We start from the raw sequence: 25,675 nt of genomic DNA on the forward strand, positions 1-25,675 counted from the left end.
TCTAGAAAAGAATAAATATTCATAGTTTATATGCAAAATGGAATGACGAGCCGCGATGCGCCGGGCTCAGAGGGCCAGGGACTGCCAGTGTCGCCGCTGCCAGATCAGCACGAACCAGGCCGAGTTGAGGCAGCGGTAGCCCAACTGGACCCACCAGATGCCGAGCAGCCCCTGATCGAGCCCCACGCCCACCCACCAGGCCAGCGGCAGGAACACCAGCCATTGCAGGGTGAGGGTGGTGGTCATCACGGTGCGGTTCGCCCCGGCCCCCAGCAGGGCCTGGGCGAACACCAGGGCGGCGGCGTCGAGCACGATCATCACCGCGGTGAGCTGCAGCGGCAGCCGGCCCAGGTCGACCAGGGCGGGGTCGTGCAGGAAGAGGCGCAGCACCGCCTCGGGGAACAGCAGCATCGGCAGGGCCAGGACGCCCAGGCAGCACCAGGCCAGCCGCACCACGTCCCAGCCCCAGCGGTGGGCCTCCCCGTGGGCCTGTCGCCCCAGGGCCTGGCCGACCAGGCTCATCGCCGCCATGCCGAGTCCCACGCCGGGCAGGATCAGCAGCAGCGAGAGGTTCACCAGCACGTGGCCCACCGCGACGCTGGCGGTGTCGATGCGGCCCAGGATCAAGAACAGTACGGCATAGCCGGCCGCGAACCACAGCTGCTGAAAGGAGTGGGGTGTGGCCAGGCGCAGGGTGGTCAGCAGGGCGTGGCGCCGGGGGCGCTCGGCCAGGAAGCCACTGCCGGTGGCGTGGCGCAGGCTGAGCCCGGCCCAGATGGCGAGGCCGGCGAAGAGCGAGAGGCTGGTGCCGGCCCCGGCACCGGCCGCGCCCATGGCCGGCAGCCCGGCCAGCCCGAAGATCAGGCCGAGGCTCGCGACCACGTTGATGGCATGCATCACCAGGATGATGCGCAGGTAGAGGCCGGTCTGCTGGATGCCGTTCCAGTAGCCGCGGAAGCAGAAGATCATTGCCACCGGGATCAGCGACAGCACCCGCCAGCGGAAGTACTCCACCGCCACGGCCCCGACCGCCGGATCCTGGGTGATCAGCGCCAGGAGGCGCGGTGCCTGCCACAGGCACAGCAGGGTCAGCGGGCCGGCCACGGCCAGCGCGATCGCCAGCCCCGCATTGAGCGGCAGGGCGCGCCGGCCCCAGGCCTGCTCGCCGTGGCGCCTCGCCGTCTGGGCCTGCACGCCCGACGATAGGCCGAAGACCACCGCGGTGGTCAGGAACATCGCGTAGCCGCCGATGCCCACGCCGGCCAGGGGCACCTGGCCGAGCGAGCCCACCAGGGCCGCGTCGATCAGGTTGAGCAGGCTCTGGGTGAGCATGCCCGCGATGATCGGCAGGGAGAGGCGCAGGATCGTCTGGCGTCGGCTGGGCTCGGGCAGCATCCGTCTTCCGGAAAGGGAGGGAATCACATGGCCCGCCGGAGCGGGCCGACGGGGTCAGGCGGGGTCAGGCGGGGTCGTAGGAGAGCACAGGCGAGAGCCAGCGCTCGAGCTCCTCGACGCTCATGCCCTTGCGGCGGGCCAGCGCCTCGACCTGGTCACGGGTGATCTTGCCGGTGGAGAAGTACTTCGACCGGGGGTGGGAGAAGTACCAGCCGGCGACCGCGGCGGCGGGCCACATGGCGAAGTTCTCGGTGAGCTCGAGGCCGGCGTTCTTGGTGGCCTCGAGCAGGCGGAACAGGGTCGCCTTCTCGGTGTGGTCGGGGCAGGCCGGATAGCCGGGCGCTGGCCGGATGCCCTGGTACTTCTCGGCGATCAGGGCGTCGTTGTCCAGGGCCTCGTCGGGCACATAGCCCCAGAACTCCTTGCGCACCCGCTCGTGCAGGCGCTCGGCGAAGGCCTCGGCCAGGCGGTCGGTGAGCGACTGGACCAGGATGGCGTTGTAGTCGTCACCGGCGGCCTTGTACCGCTCGGCCAGCGCCTCGACGCCGTGGCCGGTGGTGACGGCGAAGCCGCCGATCCAGTCCGGCTTGCCGCTCTCCTTCGGGGCGATGAAGTCGGCCAGGCTCTGGCAGACGCCCTCCCGGTTCTTGGTGGTCTGTTGGCGGATGTGGTGCAGCCGCTCGATCACCTCGCGGCGCGACTCGTCGGCGTACACCTCGATGACGTCGTCGTCGACGCTGTTGGCCGGCCACAGGCCGATCACTCCGCGCGCATGGATCCGCTTCTCGTCAATCAGCTTGCGCAGCATCGCCTGGGCATCGGCGAAGAGGTGGCGCGCGGCCTCGCCGACGGTGTCGTCCTCGAGGATCCTCGGGTACTTGCCGGCCAGTTGCCAGCTCATGAAGAAGGGCGTCCAGTCGATGCGCTCGACCAGCTCCTCGATGTCGTAGTCGTCGAAGACCTCCAGGCCTGTGATGGCTGGCCTCGGCGGGGTATAGCCCTCCCAGTCCATGGCCGGCTTGCGCTGCCGCGCCTCCTCGTAGCTGAGGTCGGCGGCCTTGGGGCGGCGCCTGGCGTTGCGCTCGCGCACCGTCTCGTACTCGGCGCGGATCTCGTCGACGTAGGCCGGTTTCAGGGCCGGCGAGAGCAGCTTGCCGGCCACGCCCACGGCGCGGGAGGCATCCGAGACGTAGATCACCGGCTGGTCGTAGCCCGGCTCGATCTTCACCGCCGTGTGGGCCTTGGAGGTGGTGGCGCCGCCGATCAGCAGGGGCAGGGTGAAGCCCTGGCGCTGCATCTCCTTGGCCACGTGGACCATCTCGTCAAGCGACGGGGTGATCAGGCCGGAGAGGCCGATGATGTCGGCGTTCTCGTCCCTGGCCGTCTGCAGGATCCGCTCGGCCGGCACCATCACGCCGAGGTCGATGACCTCGTAGTTGTTGCACTGCAGGACGACGCCGACGATGTTCTTGCCGATGTCGTGCACGTCGCCCTTGACCGTGGCCATGACGATCTTGCCCTTGGCCTTCGTCTCGGCGCTCTTCTCGGCCTCGATGTGGGGGATCAGGTAGGCCACCGCCTGTTTCATGACCCGGGCCGACTTGACCACCTGGGGCAGGAACATCTTGCCGGCCCCGAAGAGGTCGCCGACCACGTTCATGCCGTCCATCAGCGGCCCCTCGATCACCTCGATGGGGCGCTCGGCACGCTGTCGAGCCTGCTCGGTGTCCTCCTCGATGTAGGCGGTGATGCCCTTGACCAGGGAGTGCGCGATGCGCTTCTCGACCTCCCAGCCACGCCACTCGAGATCCTCCTTCTTCGCCGGGCCGCTGCCGTCGCCCTTGTACTTGTCGGCGAGCTCCAGCAGGCGCTCGGTGGAGTCGCTGCGGCGGTTGAGGACGACGTCTTCCACGGCCTCGCGGAGCTCCGCCGGCAGGTCGTCGTAGACGGCCAGCTGGCCGGCGTTGACGATGCCCATGGTCAGCCCCGCGCGGATGGCGTGGTAGAGGAACACCGAGTGGATCGCCTCGCGAACCGGGTTGTTGCCGCGGAACGAGAAGGAGACGTTGGAGACGCCGCCCGACACCATGGCATGGGGGAGGTGCTCGCGAATCCACTGCGTCGCCTGGATGAAGTCCACGGCGTAGTTGTCGTGTTCCTCGATGCCCGTGGCGATGGCAAAGATGTTGGGATCGAAGATGATGTCTTCCGGCGGGAAGTCCAGCTCGTCCACGAGGATCCGGTAGGCCCGCTGGCAGATCTCGGTCTTGCGGGCGAAGGTGTCCGCCTGGCCGGCCTCGTCGAAGGCCATCACCACCACCGCGGCGCCGAAGCGCCGGCAGGCCGAGGCCTGCTCGCGGAAGGCGTCCTCGCCCTCCTTCATGGAGATGGAGTTGACCACCGCCTTGCCCTGCACGCACTTAAGGCCCGCCTCGATGATCTCCCACTTGGAGGAGTCGATCATGATCGGCACCCGCGCGATGTCGGGCTCGCCGGCGATCAGGTTGAGGAAGCGCACCATCGCCTCCTCGGACTCGAGCATCCCCTCGTCCATGTTGATGTCGATGACCTGGGCGCCGTTTTCCACCTGCTCCAGGGCCACCTCCAGCGCCGTGGTGTAGTCCTCCTCCTTGATCAGCCGCTTGAAGCGCGCGGAGCCGGTGACGTTGGTCCGCTCGCCCACGTTGACGAACAGCGAGTCGGCCTCGATGTTGAAGGGCTCGAGCCCGGAGAGGCGACAGGCCCGCGAGCGCTCCGGCACCCGGCGCGGGGGCAGGTCCCGGATGGCGGCATGGATCGCCGCAATGTGCTCCGGGGTAGAGCCGCAGCAGCCGCCGATGATGTTGACCAGGCCGCTCTCGGCGAACTCGGCGACGATATTCGCCATCTCGTCCGGCGTCTGGTCGTACTCGCCGAACTCGTTGGGCAGGCCGGCGTTGGGGTGGGCCGAGACGAAGGTGTCGGCCTTGGTCGAGAGCTCCTCGATGTAGGGGCGAAGCTCCTCGGCGCCCAGCGCGCAGTTCAGCCCGATGGAGAGCGGCCGGGCGTGGCGCACCGAGTTCCAGAAGGCCTCGGTGGTCTGTCCCGACAGGGTGCGCCCCGAGGCGTCGGTGATGGTGCCGGAGATCATCACCGGCCACCGCTCTCCGCGTGCCTCGAAGAGCTCCTCGAGGGCGAAGATCGCGGCCTTGGCATTCAGGGTATCGAAGATGGTCTCGATCAGGATCAGGTCGGCCCCGCCCTCGATCAGCGCCTCGGCGGCCTCGAGGTAGTTCTCGCGCAGGGCGTCGAAGGTGACGTTGCGCTTGGCCGGGTCGTTGACGTCGGGCGAGAGCGAGGCGGTGCGGGAGGTCGGCCCCAGCACGCCGGCCACGAAGCGCGGCACGCCGGTCTCCTCGGCCACGGCATCGCAGACCGCCCTGGCCAGGCGCGCCGATTCGCGATTGAGCTCTGGCACCAGCGCCTCCATGCCGTAGTCGGACTGGGAGAGGCGGGTGCTGTTGAAGGTGTTGGTCTCGACGATGTCGGCGCCGGCCTCCAGGTACTGGCGGTGGATGCGGGTCACCAGGTCCGGGCAGGTCAGGGCCAGCAGGTCGTTGTTCCCCTTGAGGTCGCTCGGCCAGTCGACGAAGCGCTCGCCGCGGAACTCCTCCTCGGACAGCCCGGCATTCTGCAGCATGGTACCCATGCCGCCGTCGAGCATCAGGATGCGACGCGAGAGGCTGTCATGGAGCGAGGCGGTCAGGGCAGTGGGAGCGGCGGCCATGGGTCGGGTCAATCTCCAGCGAAGAGGCGTCAGGGGTCCGGCCGGCAGCGCGGCGCCTGGGGCGTCTTGTGTCGTGCATGCGCTGCGGGCAACGGGCGGCCTGCCGGGGGTCGGCACGTCGGCAGGTCGCCGGGGAAGGCGAACATCTTAGCAAAAGCCGCCGCGCCGCGGCAGGGGGCAGGATAAAACCCAGCAATTCAGTCGGGATTGTGTCGGCCGCGCGGGTCGCTTACCATTGGGCCATCACACTTTCCGTACCCGTCGCCTCGGCCCGCCGACGCGACGCGTCACGATAGCGAGAGCACCATGAGCGACAGCATCCAGATCACCGACAGCGCCCAGGACTACCTCGCCGAGCTGCTCGAGAAGCAGAACGTCGAGGGTATCGCGGTTCGCATCTTCATCACCCAGCCCGGCACCCCCTATGCCGAGACCTGCCTGGCCTACTGCCGTCCCGGCGAGGAAGAGCCCAGCGACGAGCTGCTGGAGCTGGAGAAGATCCGCGTCTACCTGGACAAGAACAGCCTGCCCTTCCTCGAGGAGGCCGTGGTCGACTTCAACGCCGACCGCATGGGCGGCCAGCTGACCATCAAGGCACCCAACGCCAAGATGCCCAAGGTGAATGCGGACAGCCCGCTCGAGGATCGCGTCAACTACATCCTCTACAGCGAGATCAACCCGGGCCTGGCCTCCCACGGCGGCGAGATCAAGCTGGTCGAGCTGACCGAGGACCAGGTGGCGGTGCTGGCCTTCGGCGGTGGCTGCCAGGGCTGCGCCGCGGTGGACCTGACCCTCAAGGATGGCGTCGAGAAGACCCTGATGGAGCGCATCCCGGAACTCGCCGGCATCCGTGACGTCACCGACCACTCGGACACTACCAACGCCTACTATCGCTGAGGCGTGATGACTCACGGGGAGGCCATGGCCTCCCCGCGACATCCTTACTCGATCTCCTCCCTCGAAGGCCCCGCATCCGCGGGGCCTTCGTCGTCTCCGGCGGCCTGTGCGTCCTCCCGGCCCGGCACCGGCGCCTGCCAGAGGCAGCGGTGGAGCTGGGCCTCCAGGTCGCGTAGCCGGCGCGCCTGCTCCTCCAGCAGCTGCTTCTGCTCATCGACGCGTGCCTGCAGCAGGGCCTGTTCATGCGCCAGCATGCGGCTGCGCTCCTCCGCCTGGTGGCGTGCCCACTCGGTCTCCCGGTGGCGCTTCTCCTCCTCGGCCAGGGCGCCCCGCGCCTCCTGGACCAGCTGCTGTGCCCGCTCGAGGCGCGTCTCCAGCTGCTGCTGTCGCTGGGCATGGCCCTTGTCGGCGGCCTGGCGTTCCTGGCGCGCCTCGTCGAGCAGGCCCATCAGCCGGGCCTCGCTGGTCTCATGGCGCTTCTCCTCGCGAGCGAGGCGCTCCTGATGGCGTGACGCCTGCTCGGCGAGTGCCTGCTGCTGCTCGCGGGCCTGGCGCTCGTGCTCCTCCTGGAGGCTCGCTAGCTGCGCCTCGAACCGCGACTGGCGGCTCGCCAGCTTCGCCTCGCGTTCGGCGAGGGCGTCGCGCTCGGCTTCCCGGCGGGCCAGCTCGCCGCTCTGTTCCTGCAGGCGCTGCTCGGTGCGAGCCAGGTGGGCGGACAGCGCCGACTCGCGTTGTTCGGCGTCCTCGGCCCGGCGTGAGGCCTCCCCGGCCTCCTCGCGGGCCTCCTCCACCCGGCCATCGGCCTCCTGGCGATAGTGGGCGAGTGCCTCGTGGGCCGAGCCCTGGGCCTTCTCCCACAGCGCCTCGGCCAGTTCCTGCAGCCCCTCCGGCATCCCGCGAGGAGGAGGCTGGTCGCGATTCTCCTCGCGCCGCGTCCGCCACTCCCGCAGGTGGTCGCTGATGGTGGTGAAGCTGCCGGTGCCGAGCACCTCGCGCACCTTGTGCACGCTCGGGGCCTCTCCCTTCTCGAGCAGGGCATCGACGGCCCGCTGTACATCCTCGTAACGCACGCCGCTGCGCGCCATGGTCGTCCCCTCATGGTGATCCGCTGGGCTGTCTGCCGGCCTGGCGACAGGTCATGGGCGCCAGTCTACCCCGGATATCCTGAATAGAGAAGATTATTACGTACTACGTAATGCGTAATAATATTTATCTTTAGCGATAAATAATCAAGATTACGCGGCTTATCTTGAATTTCTTGGGCCGGCAGGCGGATACTGTGCCGCAGGGACCGGCAGGGCAAGTGCCCCGGACAGGGGCCTCGGGGTAAAGGCCTCGGGGTAAAGGGCTAGGGGTAAAGGCCTGGGGGAAACAGAGCCCGGGAAAAACCAACAGGGAGGCAGGACATGGGGCGCGACGAGAGCCCGCAGGAACCGGTCGACACGCAACGCCAGGTGCATGAAGGGGCACCTCCGGGCGAGCTGACCCCACCACCGGAGTCAGGCGAGGCACTGACGCTGCCGGCGGGCGTGCATATCGCGGCCGGCAGCGACGGCGAGGCCGTGGCGCGATGGCTCGCCGAGTATCGCGCGAGCCCACAGACGCAGCGCGCCTATCGACGCGAGGTACAGCGGCTGCTGATGTGGCTGGCCGGCCAGGGCAGGGGGCTTGGCGACCTGCGCCGGGAGGACCTGGATGCCTTCGAGGCCTTCCTGGCCGACCCGCGCCCCGTGGCGCGCTGGATCGGCCCGGTCCGCCCACGCACCGACCCTCGCTGGCGTCCCTTCCGGGGGCCACTGTCCCCCTCGAGCCGCCGGCAGAGCCTGGTCATCCTGCAGGGCATGTACGCCTGGCTTGTCGAGGCGGGCTGGGTCTCCCACAACCCGTTCCGGCTGATGCGCGACAAGCGGCGTCGCCTGGACAATCGGCAGGGCGGCATCGAGCGCTACCTCGAGAGACCCGTGTGGGCGTGGTTCTGGGCCTGGCTCAACCGGCCGGTGGCGGCGGACGCCTCCTCGCGCCGGGTCTTCGAGCAGTCGCGTCGGCGGCTGGTCTTCGGCTTCGCCTACCTGCTGGCCCCGCGCATCGGCGAGATGAGTGCGGCGTGCATGAACGACTTCGTGCGCCGCGAGGGGCGCTGGTGGTGGCATGTCGTGGGCAAGGGCGACAAGGCGGCGCGCATCCCGGTGCCGCCGGACATGCTGGCCCTGCTGGAGGCCTGGCGGGCGCAGCTGGGGCTGTCGCGCCTTCCTTCACCCGATGAGGAGGGCCCGCTGCTGCGGGCCCTGGACGGCACCCGGGGGCTCGGCGACAACCGGCTCTACCGGCTGATCCGCGAGGCCTTCGGCGAGGCGGCGGACGTGCTCGAGGCCGAGGAGGGCGAGGCGGCCCGCGACGCCGTGTTGCGCCTGCGCCGGGCCACGCCCCACTGGTTGCGCCATACGGCCCTGACCCACCAGGCCCAGGCCGGCGTGGAGCTGCGCTACCTGGCGGGGACTGCACGACACTCGCGCCTGGACACCACGGCGCGCTACCTGCACGCCGAGGACGAGGAGTGGCATCGCCAGCAGGCCCGCCATGGCCTGGGGGATTTCACGGCCGGGCATGACGTCGACCGGGGGTGATCCGGACGGGGAGGATCGAGATAGGGGACCCGAGCCGTTATAATGGCCCCATTGCCTTGAGGAGAGACCATGAGTTCCGAGACCACCGCCGAACAGGCCCAGCAGGAGCTTCTCGACGAGTTCGAGATGTTCGACAACTGGATGGATCGCTACCAGTACATCATCGACATGGGCAAGCAGCTGCCGGCCTTTCCGGATGAGTGGAAGGTCGACGAGCTGAAGATCCAGGGCTGCCAGTCCAACGTCTGGATGCGCCACCGCCGAGAGGGCGAGACCCTGCACTTCGATGCGGTCTCCGACGCCGCCATCGTCTCCGGGCTGATTGCCGTGCTGATGCGCATCTACAACGATCGCCGGCCCGAGGACATCCGCGCCACCAGCCCGCACTTCCTCAAGGATCTGGGCCTCGACAAGCACCTCTCGCCGACCCGCAGCAACGGCCTCAATGCCATGCTGGAGCGGATCTACCGGGTGGCCGAGCAGGAAGCGGTCGCCTGATCAGGGAGCGTCCTGCTGCCGGTCGTCGGACCGGCAGCGGAAGTGCTCGTCCAGCTCCGGGTCCTCCCGACACAGCGCCTCGCTGGGCCCGCCCGGCACCGGATCGATACCCCCCTCGCAGCCCGGGTGGCAGCGGGCGATGCGGCGAAGCGCCATCAGTCCGCCCTTGAAGGGGCCGTGCACCCGCAGCGCCTCCACCGCATAGGCGGAACAGCTCGGCCAGTAGCGGCAGCGCGGCCCCAGCAGGGGGCTCAGCGTGACCTGGTAGGTCTTCACCAGGCCGATCATCGCGATGCCGAGCGCGCGCGTGAGGAGTGCCGTCAGGCGTCGCCACCAGGCCGCCGGGGCGGTCATGGGTCGGCCCTTTTCATCTCAGCCCTTGCCATAGAGCGTATCGGGATCGATCAGCGGATCGCTGCTGATGCGCGCCCGATCGCCCTCCAGCGCCACGTAGAAGCAGCTGCGCCGCCCGCTGTGGCAGGCAGGCCCCGTCTGATCCACCTGCAGCAGCAGGGTGTCGCCGTCGCAGTCCAGGGCAGCGGCCATGAGCCGCTGCTGCTGACCGGAGCTCTCCCCCTTGCGCCACAGCTTTCCCCGCGAGCGCGACCAGTAGCAGACGCGGCCGGTCCGCAGGGTCTCCTCCAGGGCATCGCGGTTCATCCACGCCATCATCAGCACCTCGCCGCTGTCATGCTGCTGGGCGATGGCGGGGATCAGGCCGTCGGCATTGAAGCCGACGGCCGCCAGGATCTCGGCCAGGGGCACGTGGCTGTCGCGGGGGGCCCGCTCGAGGGCCTTGAAGGATTGGCTCATGGGGTCTCCACGGTGGCGGCTGGGGGCCGGTCGAGGGCCTGGCGGCAGGCGTCGCACTGGCCCAGCAGCTCGATGGTCTGGCGCTGGACCTCGAAGCCCAGCTCACCGGCGCGTCGCGCCAGGTGGTCGTTGATCTCGTTCAGGTGCAGCTCCTCGACCCGGCCGCAGTGGCGGCAGATCAGCAGCTGGAAGCCGTGGGCATGCTCGGGGCAGGGGCAGGCCACGTAGGCATTGAGCGACTCGATGCGGTGCACCAGCCCCTGGTCGATGAGGAACTCGAGGGCACGATAGACGGTGGGCGGGCGCGCCGCCTCATGCTCGGCCGCCAGGCGGTCGAGAAGCTCGTAGGCCTTCAGGCCGCCGCGGGTCGTGGCGATGAGTTCCAGCACCCGGCGGCGGATCGGCGTGAAGCGCGCCCCGCGCTGCTGGCACTGACGCTCGGCCTGTCGGATCATGTCGCGGGGGTCGGTCATGGCACCCGGAGCGGTGGCTGGGGAGAAGCGCATAGTCTACGCGGCGGGCCGGCGAGGGACCAGCCACGGCCCCTCAGGCCGGCTCGCGCAGCTCGCTCGAGCGGGCGAAGTGGCGCCGCGAGAAGGCGACTCTCTCCTCGGCGGGCACGCCGTCGGGCTGGCGTTCGATCAGGTCGAGCCGCGGGCGAAGGCCCTCGCCGTTGGCCATCTGGATCGCCAGGCCCGGGCGGGCGTTGAGCTCGAGGAGCATGGGGCCACGATCGCGATCGAGCACCATGTCGGTCCCCAGGTAGCCCAGGCCCGTCATCTCGTAGCAGCCGGCGGCCAGCAGCATCAGGGTCTCCCAGTCGGAAATGCGCAGGCTGGCGAGCTCGTGGCCGGTGTCGGGATGGTCGTGGCGGGTGCGGTCGTACTGCACGCCCCGGATCGCCGTGCCGCTGGCGATGTCGATGCCCACCCCCACGGCCCCCTGATGCAGGTTGGCCTTGCCGTCCGAGGCCGCCGTGGAGAGGCGCATCATCGCCATCACCGGATAGCCCTTGAAGACGATGACCCGGATGTCCGGGACGCCCTCGTAGGTGTACTCGGCGAAGGAGCCGTCGAAGTTGATCAGCGCCTCGACCAGCGCCACGTCGGGGGAGCCACCCAGCGAGTAGAGCCCCGAGAGGATATTGGAGACATGGCGCTCCACGTCCTCGAGGCTCAGCCGGGCGCCGCTGGGCTTGATGTAGCGGTCGCCCTCGACCCGCTCGATGACCAGGATGCCCTTGCCGCCGCTGCCCTTGGCCGGCTTGATCACGAAGCCGTGATGGCCAGCCAGCATGCCGCGGATGTGCTTGACGCCGAACTGGGTGGTCACGGTACCGATCAGGTCCGGCGTGGTGATGCCGTAGTCCTGGGCCAGCAGCTTGGTCTTGAGCTTGTCGTCCACCAGCGGATAGAGCCGGCGGTTGTTGTAGCGGCCGATGTAACGGATGTTGCGCCGGTTCATGCCGATGATGCCCTTGGCGTGCAGGCGCGCGGGGGTCGTCCACATGGCCTCAGTCCTCCGTGACCGGCTTGAAGCGGCGCAGCTCGAGCAGGCGGTAGCCCGTGTAGTTGCCGAGCAGCAGGATCAGGCCCATCAGGATCAGCTGGACGCCGAGGAAGTTGAAGGTGATGTGGCGGATCCAGGGGTTGTTCATGGCCAGGTAGGCCAGCACCGCCGTCATCAGGCTCCCGCCGCCCTGGATCAGCACCTGCTTGGGGCCTTCCTCCTCCCAGAGGATCGACATGCGCTCGATGGTCCAGGACAGGATGATCATCGGGAAGAAGGTGATCGTCAGGCCGGCGTTGAGGCCGAAGCGATAGGCGAGGACCGAGAAGACCGAGATGATGGCGATGACCGTGATGATCACCGCCGTCACTCGCGCCACCAGCAACAGGTTCAGGTAGGACAGGTAGTTGCGGATCACCAGTCCCACGGCGACCACCAGCAGGAAACCGACCAGGCCGGTGACCAGGGTGGTCTGGATGAAGGCCAGCGCGATCAGCACGGGCATGAAGGTCCCCGAGGTCTTGATGCCCACCAGCACCCGCAGCAGCACTACCACCAGTGCCCCGATGGGGATCAGCAGGATGGTCTGGAACAGCGCCTGGTCCTCGAGGGGCAGGCTGTGGATCGAGAAGTTGAGCAGGGTGTCGTCGGCCAGCTGGCTGCGCACGGCGGCCGCGGCCGGCTGGTTGCGGGAGATCATCGAGAAGTTGACCCGGGAGTTGCTGCCGCCCTCCACCTCGAGCACCGCCTGACCGGCCGACTCCCAGAGCAGCAGGTTGTCCGGGCGTCCCCGCTCGCCGGTGCGCGGATTGAAGAGCACCCACTCCTGGTCCTCGAAGACCTGGATCCAGGTCATCAGGTTCTGGCGGCGACGGCCACTCTCCAGCACCAGGCCGCTGACCTCCCGGGCCGGCACGTCCGCCTGGTTGAGCAGGCGCACCAGCAGCGGCGCGCGATCGAACTGGGTCAGGAGGAGCCGGGCATTCTCCCCCTGGCGCTCATCGGTGAAGTCCTGGATCAGCTCGCGGGCGAAGGTGAAATGATCGGCGCTGCGCGACCAGGCGCGCTCGATCACCTGGCTGGCCGCGGTGTCGTAGGGCGACTCCCAGACGTTGTCGCGCTGCAGGGGAGGGGGCTCGATACTGGTCTTGCGCGCATCGGGGGCGACCAGAACCTGGACGCTGTAGTAGAGCTGCTGGTCACCGGTGGCCTCTCGCGTGGACCACTCGGCGCGCCGCCCCCCCTGCTGCTCGAGGAAGGCCAGGCCATAGCCGGGCGAGGCGGTGTGCTCGGTGAGGATGCGGTAGCCCTGCTGGCTCGAGGGCAACGCCATGTTGACCTTGGCCGGGCCACCGTCGGCGACGAAGTTGACCTGGGCCTCGATGTCCCAGACCTGGCGCTGTTCGCCGGGTGTCCAGGGCACCTCGAACTGCACGTGGCGGTGGATGCTCAGGGCAACACCGGACACCAGCAGCAGGGCGACGATCAGGTAGAAGGGCAGTCGTGACATGGGTCTTCCTTGGAGGTGGAACAGGCGGCGTTCATCGGACCGGGCCGACGGCGTCAGCCGTCGGCTTCCCCGGCCGCATCGATGGCCTCGTCGGCGCCGGCGTCCGTTGCCGGCTTTCCGCCAGGAAATTCGGGGCGTTCATGGAGGTACTGCTCGGCCACGTCGACAATGGCGATGTCCAGGAGGAAGCGTCGCCCGAGCAGGACCGGATGGTCCAGGTGCGTCCGGTCGCTCAGGGTGAACTGCACCCGGTCGCGCAGGGTTCCCAGGGTCATCATCAGGCTGATCACCGGGCGGGATTCCTCGCCGGACGCCTGGATGATGCGCACCCGACGCTCCACCGGCGCCTCGATCCATCGGTCACGGACGCTGTCGACAACGGCGTCGTCGTCGTTGAGCCCCAGCTTGAAGCGAATCCAGTCCTCGCCGTCTCGTTCGAACGGGGTGATCTCGGTGGCCGATAGCGAGGAGGTCTCGGCGCCCGTGTCGATCCGCGCCTTCAGGTAGGTGCCCACATCGGGCAGGCCGATCCATTCGGAGCGCCCCAGCAGCGTCTTGTTGCCGATATCCGCATCGATGGCGCACTCCCGCGCCACCCGCTCGGGCTCGTCTCCGGCACGCGCCACGTCGGAGCGCAGTCCACGCAGCAGGCTGCCGACCTCGCGGAGGTCGGCATCCACCCGATCGAGGCGCTGTTGCTGCTGGGTGAACCGTGCCTGCTGTCCACCGCACTGGCCTTCGACCGCGGCTTCCAGCCGCGTGAAGCGCTCATCCAGCTGAGCCCTGGTGGCAAGCGTGTCGTGGACGTCTTCCTCGGGCTGGGGCAGCCAGGCGCATCCCGCCAGCAGCGAGAGTCCCAGCATGGCCACCAGGCATGAATAACGTTTGCCCATCTCTATTCGCACCTTTCACCGGCCGTTGGTATCCGACCCTGGCCACCGCCGGGGTCGTCAGGTTTCCTTTACCTTCCTGGCGAAGGAAACCGCGATGATAAGGAGTGACGCCGACCCTGTCCACGCGAGCACCGGCCGGGTCCGGTGTCTTGACGCTCAGGATGACGCCCTCGCCGCCGCGCCGGCGTCCCTGGCCGCGTTGTGATCCCGTGCCAGCAGCAGGTAGAACGCCGGCAGCACGAACAGGGTGAACAGGGTGCCGATGCCGAGCCCCGAGGCGATGGTCAGGCCGATGTCGAACCGGCTGACCGCGCCCGCGCCGGTGGCCACGAGCAGCGGGACCATCGCCACGATCAGCGCCACCGAGGTCATCAGGATCGGCCGCAGGCGGATCGCCGACGCCTCGATGACCGCATCACGCTTGCCGAGTCCCTTGTCATGCTGCAGGTGGTTGGCAAACTCGACGATCAGGATGCCGTTCTTCGCCACCACCCCGATCAGGGTGATCAGGCCTACCTGAGTATAGATGTTCAGGCTCGAGACCCCGAGGGTAATGAACGTCATGGCGCCGGCGACCGACATCGGCACCGAGACCAGGATGATCAGCGGATCACGCCAGCTCTCGAACTGGGCCGCCAGCACCAGGTAGATGACGATCAGCGACAGGAAGAAGGTCAGCACCAGCGCGCTGCCCTGGGTCATCAGCTGTCGCGACTGCCCCTTGTAGTCGACCGAGTAGGCCGGCGGCAGGGTCTCGGCGGCCGTCCGGTTGAGCCACCCCAGGGCATCGCCCAGGGCCACGCCGGGGCGCGGCACCCCCTCGAGGATCAGCGAGTTCAGCTGCTGGAACTGCGTGCGCGAGGAGGGCTCCACGCTGTCCTCGAAGCGCACCAGGTTGCTCAGCGGCACCTGCTGACCGTTATCCGCCCGGAGGTAATAGTCGTCGATCATCGACGCCTCGAGCCGGAAGGCCTGCTCGACCTGGGGAATGACCTTGTAGCTGCGCCCGTCCATGCTGAAGCGGTTGGTGAACCCCTCACCGACCAGGGTCGACAGCGCCTGGCCGACATCGGCCATGGTCAGGCCCAGGTCGGCCACCCGGTTGCGGTCGACCAGGATACGGGTGGTCGGTCGATCGAAATCGATCGACTTGCGCAGGAAGGCGAAGTTGCCGCTGCCCATGGCCTGGCCGAGCAAGTCGTCGGCGACGGCGTTGAGCTCCTCGTAGCTGTTGCCGGTGGTGAGCACGAACTGCACTGGCAGGCCGCCGCTCGAGCCGGGCAGGGAAGGGCGAGGGAAGGCCGCGGTCTGCAGGCCCGTGACCCGGGACAGGGCGCCCTGCAGCGCCGGCATCACCTCCATCTGCGAGATATCCCGTTCGCTCCAGGGGGCCATCTTGAACCCCCCGAACACGGTATCGGCACTGGTGCCGCCGAGGATCATGAAGGACTCCTCGTAGCCCTCGATCCCCTCCATGCCGGCCTGGATGTCGCCGGCGTAGCGCTCCAGGTACTCCAGCGTGCCGGTCTTCGGCGCGGTGCCCTGGAAGAAGATGATCCCCTGATCTTCCGTGGGGGCCAGCTCGTTCTGGCTGGTGATGAACATGAAGTAGATCGAGGCCAGCACCACCGTGGCGAACACCACCGGCACCGAGACGGTTTCCAGGCTGCGGGAGAGCAGACCGCGATAGCCGCGGGACAGACCGTTGAAGCTGGCCTCGACCCCGCGCTCGAAGCGTGACGATGACCCATGGGGCTTGAGCACCTTGCCGGAGAGCATCGGCGAGAGCGTCAGGGCGACGATGCCCGAGACGACCACCGCGCCTGCCAGGGTGAAGGCAAACTCCGTGAACAGCGAACCCACCAGCCCCCCCATGAAGCCGATGGGCGCATAGACCGCCACCAGCGTGGTGGTCATGGCGATGATCGGCACCGCCATTTCCCGGGCGCCGTTGATGGCGGCCTCGAATCGTGACTCTCCGGCCTCGATGTGGCGGTGCACGTTCTCGACCACGATGATGGCATCGTCCACCACCAGGCCGATGGCCAGCACCATGGACAGCAGGGTCAGCAGGTTGAGCGAGAAGCCCAGCATCAGCATCACGAAGGCCGCCCCGATCAGGGACAGCGGCACCGCGACGGCCGGGACCAGGGCGGCACGGACCGACCCCAGCGACAGGAAGATCACCACCAGCACGATGAGGACGGCCTCGAGCAGGGTCTTGATCACCTCGTTGATGGAGTCCTCGATGAACTCCGACGCGTCGTAGGGGAGAACCACCTCGAGCCCGGCCGGCAGCTGGCGACGGATCTCCGGCATCGCCTCGCGGACGGCCCTGGCGACGTCGAGCGGGTTGGCGCCGGGGGCCTGCTCGATGGCCATGAAGGTAGCGGGCGTCCCGCTGTACCAGGCGGTACTGTCGTAGTTCTCGGCGCCCAGTTCGGTGCGCGCCACATCTCTCAGACGGACCAGGTCGCCGCCGTCGTTGCGCACCACCAGGTCCTCGAACTGGGCGGGATCGGTGATGTCGGTGTCGGTGGTCAGGTTGATGGCCACGAACTCGCTGCGGGTCTTGCCGACGCCGGCCTGGTAGTTGTTGTCCTGCAGGACCTCGACGATCTGGCCGGGATCGACGTTGAGGGCCGCCATGCGCCGCGGGTCGAGCCAGACGCGCATGGCCATGCTCTGGCCGAAGCTGCGCGCCTTGGCCACCCCGGGCAGCGCCTGGAGCTTCGGCTGTACCACGCGCGTGAGGTAGTCGGTGATGCGGGGCACCGACATGCGCTCGGAGTAGAACGCCAGGTACATCAGCGCCGTGCTGTCGCCGGTCGACGACTCGATGACCGGACTCTCGGCCGCCGCCGGCAGCACGCTCCGCTGGCTGGCCACCTTGGCCTGCACCTCGGCCAGGGCGGCGTTGGCGTCGTAGTTCAACTCCATGTTGACCTCGATGGTCGAGGCCCCCTGGATGCTGGTCGACTCGATGAAGTCGATGCCGTCGGCCTCGGCGATGGCCTGCTGCAGCGGCGTGGTCACGAAGCCCTGCACCAGCTGGGAGCTGGCCCCGGGGTAGGACGTCGTCACCGTGATCACGGTGCTCTCGAGCTCCGGGTACTGGCGGACTTCCAGGTCCATGGCGGCCCGCAGGCCCGCGAGGAGGATCAGCAGGCTGACCACGGTGGCCAGCACCGGGCGCCGGATGAAGATATCGGTGAATGTCATCAGCCTTCGGCCTCCCCGCCGCCTGCGCCGCCATCCGTCACATCGACAGACTGGCCGTCGCGCAGGCGCAGCAGGCCGGTGGCCACGACCCGGTCGCCGGCCGCGAGCCCCTCGGTGATCTCGATGACATCGCCGCGTGCGCTGCCCGTCGTGACCTGCTGACGGGAGACGATGGTCTGGCCCTGATCGTTCTCGGCGACGCGGAACACGAAGTCACCATAGGTGTTGAACGAGAGCGCCGTGCGGGGGAGGGTGAGGACCTCACGACTCTCCGGCGAGAGGGTGCTGACCTCGGCGAACATGCCGGGACGCAGGGCCCCGTCGGCATTGTCGAGTTGTGCCCGGACATCGAGCGTACGGGTCGATTCGTTGACGGAGGGCGCCACCGCCAGTATCTCGCCCCGGAAGACCCGCTGGGGATACGCCGCCACCGTCAGCTCCATGGCGCGCCCGGCGTTAACCTGATTCAGCGCCCGTTCCGGCACGCTGTAGTCGACATGGATGGGGTCGAGCATGTTCAGGTCGACGATCGGCGTGCCCACGGCGATGTACTCGCCCAGATCCACCTGGCGCAGTCCCGCCACGCCGTCGAAGGGTGCCCGGATGGTCTTCTTGTTGATCTGTGCGCGCTGCTGTTCGGTGTCGGCGCGGGCGGCCTGGTAGTTGGCGCGCGCCTCGTCGAACTGCGATTGGGAGACCGCGTTGCGGGGCAGCAGGTTGGCATAACGCTTGAAGGTCTCGTTGGCCAGCTGCGCCTGTGCCTCCAGGGCGACCAGGGCGGCCTGATCGACGCTGTCCTCGAGCCGAATCAGGATGTCGCCTTCGCTGACGGTCTGGCCGGACTCGAAGGCCACCTCGCTGACGACACCGGCCACCTCGTTGGCCACCTCGACGCCGTTGATGGCGCGCAGTGATCCCACCGAGCTCAACGCCGAGCGCCATGACTGCGAGGTGATGGTGACCGCCTCGATGGGCGTCGGTGGCGGGGGCGTGGCATTCCTCTCCGCCATGTCCTGCATCTTCAGGTACTTCCACCCGAAGATGCCGCCCAGGGCCAACGCCAGTACGATGATGACAATGACGAGACGTATCGTGGTTTTCATGGCCGGTTCCCGTGAAGCGTCGACAAGACCCATGCGCTCGGTGCCCGTCGAGGCGGCGCAGGAAAGATAAGGGTAGTGGAATGCCATGATGTAAGGGTGGCGGCCAAATGGCCAGCCATCGCGACAAGAGGGAGACGCGTGAAGGATTCGTCATGTATCATTTAACATAATATACATTATGCGTAGTCATGGATCGGTCAGATTTGACGCCGGTCAAGGAGTCGCCCGGATGCCCGTCTGGGGCTTCTGATCTTTGTTTATCATGCTTGGGAATGAGCTATTGTGATCTCGGTTCATCCGGGCGCATGGCGACCGCCCATCGATGGTTCCATGAGAATACGCAAGGGGATCTTCATGCAGACAAGGAATCGGCCCGCGGGATTCGTCCTGCTGCCGCTGGTGCTGGCGGTATCTGCCGCCAGCAACGCCCAGGCCCAGGCGACCGCGGGTAACGGCAACTGGACGCACAACGTCGGCGTGACGGTGGGCAACGAGTACGACGACAACATCTTCGCCGAGCGCGAGAATCGCCAGGATGACACCATCACCGTGGTCTCGCCCTTCGCCGAACTCGTCGGCAAGGGGGAACGCCATCAGGTGCGCCTCTACGGCAACGCCGAGCGCGGCAAGTATCACGCGTTCGAGAGCGAGAACTACACCGACTGGCGCGTGGGCACCGAGGGCCGGTTCGCCTACAGCGACGCCGGCAGCGTCTTCGGCGGGCTCAACACCGGACACGGCCACGAGTCCCGCACTTCGCCGGATGCCGTCAACGGCAAGGAACCCACGGTCTACGACCGCATCGGCGCCTTTGCCGGCGTCAACCACAGCTTCGGCCGGGTCACCAGCCGCGTCGGCGGCACCTGGGAGTCGCTGGATTTCGATGACGTGGAGGCCGATGGCGGTTTCAGCATCGAGCAGGACGACCGGGACCGCGACCTCACCACCTTCGGTGCACGCATCGGCTATCGGGTCTCCGAGACCCTGGAGCCGTTCGTCCAGGCGGCCGCCGACGTGCGGGACTATGACCTGTCGCCGGAAAGCGACAGCCTCGACCGCGACTCCCAGGGCGCCAACGCGGCCGTGGGCCTGATCGCCCGCCCCACCCCATCGCTCAAGGCCGAGGTGCTGGTCGGCTGGATGGAACAGGACTACGACGGGAATGCCCTGGAGGACGTCGGCACCCACGACCTGGGCGCCGACCTCACCTGGCAGCCCGCCGGATCGGCCACCCGGGTGAGCGCACGGCTCGACCGCACCATCGAGGAGACCACCGTGGAGGACGCCTCGTCCAGCGTGCGCACCGTGCTGGGCGGCGGCATGACGACCGCGCTGCGTCCCGACCTGACCCTCGACCTCAATGCCAGCTACGGCGATTACGATTACCAGGGGGTGGAGCGCAACGACAACCTGCTGGGCCTCGGGCTCGGCCTGCGGCACTACCTCAACCCTCACCTCTTCGTGGGCATGAAGTACGACTTCCTGCAGCGCGACTCCAGCGAGCCCGGCGAGGACTTCGACAACAACCGCCTGATGGTCAACATCGGCACCCAGCTGGCCCGCGGCTACGAGGACGAGGCCCTGCTGGCCGCCGCCCGGGACAGCGACGCCCTCGACGGCCTCTATGTCGGGGTGCAGGGGGGAAGCGGCGAGGTCGGCACCGCCCAGTCCGGGCCGCGCGCCACCGGCCAGGGCGGCAACCTGCGGGCCGATTTCCGCGATGCCGACACCACGCTCGGCCTCTTCGCCGGCTACGCCCTGGCCCTGGACGACTGGCGGCTCGGGCTGGAGCTGGAGGCCGACCGGGCCGACGCCGAATGGACGCACGCCCGCCGGGGCGGTGGCCGGGTGTTCTCGGTGGAGAAGCACCATGACTTGGGCCTCGGGCTTCGGGTGGGCCGCCTGGTGGCCGGCGGCAACGAGGTCTACGGCCGCGTCGGGCTGGTCCGCGGGCGCTTCGAGAGCCGCTTCGCCGAGGGCGGAGAAGCCGACGATCGCACCGAGTGGCTCGACGGTCGCCGCCTGGGCGGTGGCCTGGAGGCGCCCCTGGCCAGGACCCTGGGGCTGCGCATGGACTACAGCTTCACCGACTACGAGGACATCGACATCGGCATCGGCGAGACCGATGACTTCGCCACCGAGGAGTCGCTGATGCGCCTCGGCCTGGCGTGGCACCCCTGGCGCCAGGCCAGCGAGCGGGCCGCCGTCTCGCCGGAGGCCTATCGCGGCTTCTACGCCGGCCTCCAGGGGGGCTACGGCAGCCTCGCGACCGACCTCACGGGCCCGCGCACCGCACCCACCGAGCTGGATGCCCAGTTCGGCGACTCCGGCGCCCTCGCCGGCCTCCACGCCGGCTACGGCCTGACCCTCCAGCGGTTCTACCTGGCGGCGGAGCTCGAAGCGGAGGCCAGCGACATCACCTGGAACCACGAGCGCACGCCCAATGGCCGCAACTACTCGGTGGATCGCGAGTCCAGCCTGGGGGTGGCCCTGAGGGCCGGCTACATCATCGACAGCGGCGCCCTGCTCTACCTGCGCGGCGGCTCTGCCTGGACGGATTTCGAAACCCGCTATGCCCGGGGCAACCAGCAGGTCGACCTCGACGAGACGGAACAGGGATGGCGCGTCGGGGGCGGCATCGAGGTGCCGATCCAGGAGCAGCTGCGCCTGCGCATGGACTACACCCACACCCGCTACGACGAGGTGGAGGTGGACTACGGGTCCGGCGTGGATCGCCTCGACAACGAGGAGAACGTGACGCGCCTGGGTGTCACCTACCAGTTCTGAGTGCCCCGACGCACCGTTATTCCCACGGCGGGCGCCGTGGGAGAATGAAATGTCTAATCGCTATATGGAATATTGATACAAGTCAATGGAATTTCGCAGGTGCCAGGACTATCCTTAGAAGCGACTGGCATTGACCGTCAGCGCTGCACGCACAGCAGCACATCATCAGCTACACCCTTAGGGGGTTGAACATGAGCACATCACGCAACACATTCGGCGTCACCCGGCTGGCCACCCTGACCGCAGCGGCCGTGATTCCGCTGATGGGCGCCGCCGCGATCGAGACGGCCGTATTCCCCGATGCCGGCTTCTTCATGCAGAGTGCCCAGGCCCAGCAGGGCCAGGGCAAGGGCGGCAACCATGACAACCTCCTCAACGTCGGTCGCGGCAAGGGCCAGGGCCAGATGGGCGGCGGCCAGGGTCGTGGCCAGATGGGCGGCTCGGCGGAGTCCGACGTCTTCCGCGACGATGACGGCGGGCGGCCCGAGGGCAAGGGCCAGGGCGGCGAAGACCGCGGCGGCAAGCCCGACAACGCCGGTGGCGGCGGTGGTCCCACCAGCGGCAAGGGCGGCGACTATGGCGATATCGTGATCATCCTCCGCGATGATGCCGGTAATCCCATCCTCGACGGGAACGGCAACATCCAGCCCTGCCTGGATGCGGCTTGCGAAACCTACACCCAGCTGGTGGAGGTCGAGGAAGGCGATTACGAGATGCCGGAGGGCGTCATCCCGGTGGAGTTCGGCCGCCTCAACGTGGCCCGCTCGCCGGAAAGCGTCACCGACCACTCCCTGGCGGAGCTGCTCTCCAAGCTCGATGGCCAGACCATCACGGCCGAGACCCTCGCCGACATGACCGATGACGCCGGGCGCCTGCTGGTCACCAATGACGACGGCACCATCTCCACCATCGATTCGCCGCTGGAGAACTTCGCCCTCTACATCGCGCTGATCGAGGCCGCCGGCAGCGACCCGGATGCCGACAGCTACACGCTGTCGATCACCACCAGCCCGATGGGAGACGACCCCGAGGAGACCTTCACCATGACGGTGGACGCCGACGTGGTGATGACACTGGCCGCCTCCGCCTTCTCGGCGGCCTCCGACAAGTACGGTGACGTCACCATCGACGAGATGATGAACATCACCGGCTTCGTCGATCTCGACACCGAGCTCTCCACGCTGGTCGACGCCGACAGCTACTCCTACGATCGTGATTCGCTCTACGGCGGCATCACCGTATGGGTCCTCAAGGAGGAAGTCATCGACGGCACCACGTATTACCTGCCGACCGAGGTCAACCTCCTCGACGAGGTGGTCTTCAATGAGGTGCCGACCATCGACGACGACGCGAACGGCATCGATGTCTTCACCCAGCAGACCGATGACGCCGTGCAGGTTCTGGAGTACATCCACGACTTCGCCATCGAGCCGCCGGCGACTCCGTGACGCTCACTCTGCCATGCAATTGAACTCAAGCGCGGCCCCCTGCTGGGCCGCGCTTTTTCGAGACCGGAGGCATCCCATGAAAGCGAACCACTCCCCTGCCCTGCGGCGGCTCCTGCTGGTTGGCCTCATCCCGCTGGCCATGTTGGCCGGGGCTGCTCAAGGCGCGGGATTCACCGACATGCCCCGTGACCAGTTGCTGCTGGCCGAGCACACCGACCACACCGACTCTCATGCCGAGGGCGATGATCACGGCAGCAAGGGCAAGCACGGCGGCGGCCAGGGCCAGCGCAAGCGCCTCGGCAAGGGCGCCGGCACCGGCGAGGCCCGCGGCGGCCACTCCTCGGAGTCGGACATCTTCCGCGACGAGGGCTTCGACAAGGGCCCGCCGGCCGGCAAGGGCGGCGGCCATGAGTCCGGCGAAGATCACGAGGAGGGCGAGGACCACGAGGAAGGCGGCGGCCCACCCGAGGGACGTGGCGAGCACGAGGATGGCGAGGAGCACGACCACGAGGCGTGAGATGCCCCGCAATAGACCGGCACCGCCCGGAAGGCCTCGGCCCTCCGGGCGGCGTCGTGTCATGGCGCCCCTTTTCGGTGACGCCATTTGCCGGTGATGCCTCTTTCCACCAATGCCAAGCGCGGCCATGGCGCCGGCGTCGGCGATCGGCTAGCCTATGTTGTACACAAACATGGTATTGGAAAGATCATGTACAAGATATGGCGCCATCGGCTCTCCCTGATCCTGCTGGCCGTGCTGCTCGCCGGCTGCAGCAGCGTCGACATCGAACGCTATGCGGGCAGCACGCCAACCCTGGACATCGGCGAGTACTTCGAGGGCCGGACCCGAGCCTGGGGCATGGTGCAGGACTACAGCGGCGAGGTGCAGCGCCGCTTCACGGTGGTGATCGACGGCACCCTCGAGGGCGATACCCTGACCCTGGACGAGCGCTTCACCTACCAGGACGGCGAGACGGACCGTCGGGTCTGGACCTTCGAGCGCCAGGACGACACCACTTGGCTTGGCCGTGCCAACGACGTCGAGGGGCCCGTCGAGGCCCGCCAGGTCGGCCATGCCTTCACGATGCGCTACCGGCTGCCCGTCGAGGTCTCGGGCCGCGAGATCACCTTCACCCTGGACGACTGGATGTACCTGCAGCCTGACGGGCGGCTGATCAACCGCACCGCCATGAGCAAGTTCGGCGTGACGCTGGCCGAGATCACCATCGTCTTCGACCGGTCTCCCTGACACAAGCGCCCCCGGCTCGAGGAGCCGGGGGCGCTCAGGATCCCGTCGTCGGGTCGTCGGGTCGTCGATTCGATCGACCTGCCGAGGGATTATCGCGTGATCACTCGGATGGCGCGTAGGAGCCGTCCTCGCGATGGACTTCCTTGCCGGTCAGGCCCGGGGTGAAGACGCAGGCCAGGTGCATGGTCTTGCTGGCACGCAGCAGGTGCTCGTCGTGCTGGTCGAGAATGTAGATGTCGCCCGGCTTGATCGGCCAGATCTTGCCGTCGGCCAGGGTCTCAACCTCGCCTTCCCCTTCCATGCAGAACACCGCCTCGAAGTGATGCTTGTAGTGGATATGGGTCTCGGTGCCCTCATAGATCCGGGTGATGTGGAAGGAGCAGTTGCCACCATCGTCGGCCAGCGACAAACGGGTGCTGTCCCAGTTGCCGTTCTCGGCTTTGACCAGGCGGTCGGTCTTGCGGGCTTCCTCGAGATTGCGAACGATCATGAATGCTCTCCAGTGATATCAATGACGAACCGGCCGAGCCCTCGGCCGGTCAGTAACCGGGTCGCCCTTCCTTGATGTCGGGCAACACTGTCAGCGTATCAGCTCAGCGCCTCGCGTGCGCTGGTCTCGAGGATATCGAGGCCGCGGGCCAGCTCTTCGTCGGTGATGGTCAGGGGGCAGAGGCACTTCACCACTTCCCCGTCCTGGCCGCTGGTCTCGATGACCAGACCGTTCTCGAAGGCCTTGTGGGTGATCTTGTCGGCAATATCACCGCTGCCCACGTCGATGCCGCGCATCAGGCCGCGGCCGCGCTCGGAGGCCTCGATGCCCAGCTCGCGGAGCATGCCGGCGATCTTCTGGAAGCGCTTGGCGACCACCTCGCCCTTGCGCGTCACCTCCTGCTCGAAGGCATCGTCGCTCCAGTAAGTGCGCAGCGCCGCGGCGGCCGTGGTGAAGGCCAGCGCGAAGCCGCGGAAGGTGCCGTTGTACTGACCCGGCTTCCAGACGTCGAGCTCGGGACGCATCAGCACCTGGGAGAACGGCAGGCCCAGGCCGGAAAGCGACTTGGAGTTGGTGACGATGTCCGGGGTGATGCCGGCGTGTTCGAAGCTGAAGAACTTGCCGGTACGGCCACAGCCGGCCTGGATGTCGTCGGCGATCAGCAGGATGTCGTGGTCGCGGCAGATCCGCTCGAGACGCTTGAGCCACTCGAGGCCGGCCACGTTGATGCCGCCCTCGCCCTGCACGGTCTCGACGATCACCGCGGCCGGGATGTCCAGGCCGCCGGACTTGTCGCCGAGCAGCTTCTCGAAGTAGTCCAGGGTATCGGCACTGTCGCCCATGTAGCCGTCGAAGGGCAGGAAGCTGCCGCCCACCGTCGGCACCCCGCCGGTGGCCTCACGGAACTTGCGGTTGCCGGTGGTGGCCAGGGCCCCCATGGTCACGCCGTGGAAGCCGTTGGTGAAGGTGACGATGTTGTGGCGGCCCTTGGCGTTGCGGGCCAGGCGAATGGCCGCCTCGACGGCGTTGGTGCCGGTCGGCCCGGGGAACTGGACCTTGTAGTCGAGGCCGCGGGGCTTGAGGACGACCTCCTCGAGGGCCTCGAGGTAGTCGCGCTTGGCGGCGGTCCAGAAGTCCAGGCCGTGGATGATATTGTCCTCGGCCAGGTACTCGAGCAGGGCCTGCTTGATCTGCGGGTTGTTGTGGCCGTAGTTCAGGGTGCCGGCGCCGGCCAGGAAGTCGATGTACTCGCGACCGTCCTCGTCGGTCAGGCGCGCATTCTGGGCCTTGGTGAAGACCACGGGAAAGGAGCGTGAATAGGTCCGAACCTCGGACTCCATGCGTTCGAGAATCTGGGTCTGCATGAGCGACCTCCTGTTTGGTAATGGGAAGGGGATCAGTACGCGGTGACGCGGCTGAAGAGGCGCATGGGCCTGGGCCGCCCCGGAGGCGGCAGGTCCCATGAAGCAAGCGG

At 67.8% G+C, this 25,675-nt stretch carries 20 protein-coding genes; 7 read left to right on the plus strand and 13 right to left on the minus strand.

Going from position 1 to position 25,675, the window contains the following annotated elements; translation table 11 throughout:
• Nucleotides 1-66: 66 nt before the first annotated feature.
• Entirely contained in the window at nt 67-1,395 is a 1,329-nt protein-coding gene (locus tag BOX17_RS15590; RefSeq protein ID WP_071946180.1) for an MATE family efflux transporter, read from the minus strand.
• A gap of 64 nt (nt 1,396-1,459) precedes the next feature.
• Entirely contained in the window at nt 1,460-5,161 is a 3,702-nt protein-coding gene (gene metH / locus BOX17_RS15595; RefSeq protein ID WP_071946182.1) for a methionine synthase, read from the minus strand.
• Between the two features lie 306 nt (nt 5,162-5,467).
• Between metH and nfuA the strand changes: the two genes are divergently transcribed.
• Nucleotides 5,468-6,058 carry a Fe-S biogenesis protein NfuA gene (gene nfuA, locus BOX17_RS15600; RefSeq protein ID WP_071946185.1) on the plus strand — a complete coding sequence of 197 codons (591 nt, stop codon included), beginning with the start codon at nt 5,468-5,470 and terminating at the stop codon, nt 6,056-6,058.
• Nucleotides 6,059-6,102: 44 nt separating this feature from the next.
• Here the strand turns inward: nfuA and BOX17_RS15605 are convergent, their stop codons facing one another.
• A complete protein-coding gene (locus BOX17_RS15605; protein ID WP_071946188.1) occupies nt 6,103-7,143 on the minus strand; it encodes a DNA-binding protein in 1,041 nt (346 codons plus the stop codon).
• A 321-nt stretch (nt 7,144-7,464) separates the two neighbouring features.
• Between BOX17_RS15605 and BOX17_RS15610 the strand changes: the two genes are divergently transcribed.
• A complete protein-coding gene (locus tag BOX17_RS15610) occupies nt 7,465-8,682 on the plus strand; it encodes a tyrosine-type recombinase/integrase (RefSeq protein ID WP_083582193.1) in 1,218 nt (405 codons plus the stop codon).
• Between the two features lie 69 nt (nt 8,683-8,751).
• Nucleotides 8,752-9,180: a SufE family protein gene (locus tag BOX17_RS15615; protein ID WP_071946192.1), complete on the plus strand. Its 429-nt coding sequence runs from the start codon at nt 8,752-8,754 to the stop codon at nt 9,178-9,180.
• Here the strand turns inward: BOX17_RS15615 and yidD are convergent, their stop codons facing one another.
• The 8 genes from yidD to BOX17_RS15655 form a co-directional block, all read right to left on the minus strand.
• On the minus strand, nt 9,181-9,534 hold the full coding sequence (yidD, locus tag BOX17_RS15620; protein ID WP_071946194.1) for a membrane protein insertion efficiency factor YidD: 354 nt from the start codon (nt 9,532-9,534) through the stop codon (nt 9,181-9,183). It abuts the gene before it with no gap.
• 18 nt (nt 9,535-9,552) lie between these two features.
• Nucleotides 9,553-9,993, minus strand: coding sequence for a phosphoribosyl-AMP cyclohydrolase (hisI, locus tag BOX17_RS15625; RefSeq protein WP_071946196.1), 441 nt, complete (start codon nt 9,991-9,993; stop codon nt 9,553-9,555).
• On the minus strand, nt 9,990-10,466 hold the full coding sequence (locus BOX17_RS15630) for a Fur family transcriptional regulator (protein ID WP_071946198.1): 477 nt from the start codon (nt 10,464-10,466) through the stop codon (nt 9,990-9,992). Before BOX17_RS15630 ends, hisI begins: the two co-directional genes overlap by 4 nt.
• Before the next feature lie 73 nt (nt 10,467-10,539).
• A complete protein-coding gene (locus tag BOX17_RS15635) occupies nt 10,540-11,502 on the minus strand; it encodes an alpha-L-glutamate ligase-like protein (protein WP_071946200.1) in 963 nt (320 codons plus the stop codon).
• Between the two features lie 4 nt (nt 11,503-11,506).
• Entirely contained in the window at nt 11,507-13,012 is a 1,506-nt protein-coding gene (locus BOX17_RS15640) for an inactive transglutaminase family protein (protein WP_071946202.1), read from the minus strand.
• Between the two features lie 53 nt (nt 13,013-13,065).
• Nucleotides 13,066-13,905 carry an ATP-dependent zinc protease family protein gene (locus BOX17_RS15645; protein ID WP_071946204.1) on the minus strand — a complete coding sequence of 280 codons (840 nt, stop codon included), beginning with the start codon at nt 13,903-13,905 and terminating at the stop codon, nt 13,066-13,068.
• A 156-nt stretch (nt 13,906-14,061) separates the two neighbouring features.
• Complete coding sequence (locus BOX17_RS15650; RefSeq protein WP_071946206.1) at nt 14,062-17,127, minus strand: efflux RND transporter permease subunit; 3,066 nt, start codon at nt 17,125-17,127, stop codon at nt 14,062-14,064.
• Nucleotides 17,127-18,230: an efflux RND transporter periplasmic adaptor subunit gene (locus tag BOX17_RS15655; protein ID WP_071946208.1), complete on the minus strand. Its 1,104-nt coding sequence runs from the start codon at nt 18,228-18,230 to the stop codon at nt 17,127-17,129. The genes BOX17_RS15650 and BOX17_RS15655 overlap by 1 nt, the downstream gene beginning before the upstream one ends.
• 354 nt (nt 18,231-18,584) lie before the next feature.
• On the opposite strand from BOX17_RS15655, the gene BOX17_RS15660 reads away from it, so the two are divergent.
• The 4 genes from BOX17_RS15660 to BOX17_RS15675 all read left to right on the plus strand — a co-directional run bounded on the left by BOX17_RS15660 (nt 18,585) and on the right by BOX17_RS15675 (nt 23,711).
• A complete protein-coding gene (locus BOX17_RS15660) occupies nt 18,585-21,017 on the plus strand; it encodes an outer membrane beta-barrel protein (protein WP_071946210.1) in 2,433 nt (810 codons plus the stop codon).
• A 191-nt stretch (nt 21,018-21,208) separates the two neighbouring features.
• Nucleotides 21,209-22,465: a hypothetical protein gene (locus BOX17_RS15665; protein ID WP_071946212.1), complete on the plus strand. Its 1,257-nt coding sequence runs from the start codon at nt 21,209-21,211 to the stop codon at nt 22,463-22,465.
• A gap of 76 nt (nt 22,466-22,541) precedes the next feature.
• Complete coding sequence (locus BOX17_RS15670; protein ID WP_071946214.1) at nt 22,542-22,982, plus strand: hypothetical protein; 441 nt, start codon at nt 22,542-22,544, stop codon at nt 22,980-22,982.
• 189 nt (nt 22,983-23,171) lie between these two features.
• Nucleotides 23,172-23,711 (plus strand): DUF3833 domain-containing protein, encoded by a 540-nt coding sequence (locus BOX17_RS15675; protein WP_071946216.1) that lies wholly within the window; start codon nt 23,172-23,174, stop codon nt 23,709-23,711.
• 100 nt (nt 23,712-23,811) lie between these two features.
• On the opposite strand, the gene BOX17_RS15680 is transcribed toward BOX17_RS15675, so the two are convergent.
• Nucleotides 23,812-24,201 (minus strand): ectoine synthase, encoded by a 390-nt coding sequence (locus tag BOX17_RS15680; protein WP_071946218.1) that lies wholly within the window; start codon nt 24,199-24,201, stop codon nt 23,812-23,814.
• Nucleotides 24,202-24,299: 98 nt separating this feature from the next.
• Nucleotides 24,300-25,565 carry a diaminobutyrate--2-oxoglutarate transaminase gene (ectB, locus tag BOX17_RS15685; RefSeq protein WP_071946220.1) on the minus strand — a complete coding sequence of 422 codons (1,266 nt, stop codon included), beginning with the start codon at nt 25,563-25,565 and terminating at the stop codon, nt 24,300-24,302.
• Nucleotides 25,566-25,675 lie beyond the last annotated feature (110 nt).

The organism is Halomonas aestuarii (assembly GCF_001886615.1).
Classification (GTDB): domain Bacteria; phylum Pseudomonadota; class Gammaproteobacteria; order Pseudomonadales; family Halomonadaceae; genus Halomonas; species Halomonas aestuarii.

Coding starts and splice junctions, on each gene's coding strand:
- BOX17_RS15590 (WP_071946180.1), bottom strand. CDS start 1,395: ATGCTGCCCGAGCCCAGCCGACGCCAGACGATCCTGCGCCTCTCCCTG.
- metH (WP_071946182.1), bottom strand. CDS start 5,161: ATGGCCGCCGCTCCCACTGCCCTGACCGCCTCGCTCCATGACAGCCTC.
- nfuA (WP_071946185.1), top strand. CDS start 5,468: ATGAGCGACAGCATCCAGATCACCGACAGCGCCCAGGACTACCTCGCC.
- BOX17_RS15605 (WP_071946188.1), bottom strand. CDS start 7,143: ATGGCGCGCAGCGGCGTGCGTTACGAGGATGTACAGCGGGCCGTCGAT.
- BOX17_RS15610 (WP_083582193.1), top strand. CDS start 7,465: ATGGGGCGCGACGAGAGCCCGCAGGAACCGGTCGACACGCAACGCCAG.
- BOX17_RS15615 (WP_071946192.1), top strand. CDS start 8,752: ATGAGTTCCGAGACCACCGCCGAACAGGCCCAGCAGGAGCTTCTCGAC.
- yidD (WP_071946194.1), bottom strand. CDS start 9,534: ATGACCGCCCCGGCGGCCTGGTGGCGACGCCTGACGGCACTCCTCACG.
- hisI (WP_071946196.1), bottom strand. CDS start 9,993: ATGAGCCAATCCTTCAAGGCCCTCGAGCGGGCCCCCCGCGACAGCCAC.
- BOX17_RS15630 (WP_071946198.1), bottom strand. CDS start 10,466: ATGACCGACCCCCGCGACATGATCCGACAGGCCGAGCGTCAGTGCCAG.
- BOX17_RS15635 (WP_071946200.1), bottom strand. CDS start 11,502: ATGTGGACGACCCCCGCGCGCCTGCACGCCAAGGGCATCATCGGCATG.
- BOX17_RS15640 (WP_071946202.1), bottom strand. CDS start 13,012: ATGTCACGACTGCCCTTCTACCTGATCGTCGCCCTGCTGCTGGTGTCC.
- BOX17_RS15645 (WP_071946204.1), bottom strand. CDS start 13,905: ATGGGCAAACGTTATTCATGCCTGGTGGCCATGCTGGGACTCTCGCTG.
- BOX17_RS15650 (WP_071946206.1), bottom strand. CDS start 17,127: ATGACATTCACCGATATCTTCATCCGGCGCCCGGTGCTGGCCACCGTG.
- BOX17_RS15655 (WP_071946208.1), bottom strand. CDS start 18,230: ATGAAAACCACGATACGTCTCGTCATTGTCATCATCGTACTGGCGTTG.
- BOX17_RS15660 (WP_071946210.1), top strand. CDS start 18,585: ATGCAGACAAGGAATCGGCCCGCGGGATTCGTCCTGCTGCCGCTGGTG.
- BOX17_RS15665 (WP_071946212.1), top strand. CDS start 21,209: ATGAGCACATCACGCAACACATTCGGCGTCACCCGGCTGGCCACCCTG.
- BOX17_RS15670 (WP_071946214.1), top strand. CDS start 22,542: ATGAAAGCGAACCACTCCCCTGCCCTGCGGCGGCTCCTGCTGGTTGGC.
- BOX17_RS15675 (WP_071946216.1), top strand. CDS start 23,172: ATGTACAAGATATGGCGCCATCGGCTCTCCCTGATCCTGCTGGCCGTG.
- BOX17_RS15680 (WP_071946218.1), bottom strand. CDS start 24,201: ATGATCGTTCGCAATCTCGAGGAAGCCCGCAAGACCGACCGCCTGGTC.
- ectB (WP_071946220.1), bottom strand. CDS start 25,565: ATGCAGACCCAGATTCTCGAACGCATGGAGTCCGAGGTTCGGACCTAT.